This window comes from Kitasatospora griseola, assembly GCF_014648555.1.
GTDB classification, from domain to species: domain Bacteria; phylum Actinomycetota; class Actinomycetes; order Streptomycetales; family Streptomycetaceae; genus Kitasatospora; species Kitasatospora griseola.
The window spans coordinates 1-615 of sequence record NZ_BMRI01000118.1; the positions used below are offsets into that span (position 1 = coordinate 1).

Consider the following 615-nt stretch of genomic DNA (forward strand, 5'->3'; position numbering starts at 1 on the left):
CCAACGCGCCCACGCGCGCTTCCTCGTGGAGGAAAAGAAGGCGCACTACCTGCTGGTGGTCAAGGCCAACCAGCCCGAACTCCACCGCCGGCTGCGATCGCTGCCGTGGAAGGACGTAACCGCGCGCCGCTACGACCGCGAGATCGGCCACGGCCGCAGGGAGACCCGGGCGACCAGGGCCCTCACCGTCACCGATCTCGGCCTGGACTTCCCCCACGCCGCCCAGGCCGTACGCATCCTGCGTCATCGAACCGACCTCAAGACCGGCAAGGTCAGCCGCCAGACGGTCTACGCGATCACGGACCTGACCTCGCAACAGGCATCGCCCCAGCGCCTCGGCCACCTCGCCAGGTCCCAGTGGACCATCGAGAACCGGCTGCACTTTGTCCGTGACACCACCTTCGGCGAGGACGCATCGAAGATCCGCACCGGCCATGGACCCGAGAACATGGCGACCCTGCGCAACCTGGCGATCAACACCCTCCGCGCCGCCGGGCACCGCAACATCGCCGCCGGCATCCGGCAGGCCTCCTACGAGCCCTTCACCCGCCCACTCGACCTGCTGGGCATCATTTGACCAGCAGGATTACAAGATCACGGAACTTTGCAACAACC

Annotated in this window: 1 protein-coding gene; it reads left to right on the top strand. The window is 67.0% G+C overall.

Annotated elements, in window-relative coordinates; all coding sequences use genetic code 11:
• The coding region (locus IEZ12_RS37380; protein ID WP_189278893.1) for an ISAs1 family transposase at window positions 1-577 on the top strand (577 nt) is incomplete at its 5' end.
• Window positions 578-615: the final 38 nt, after the last annotated feature.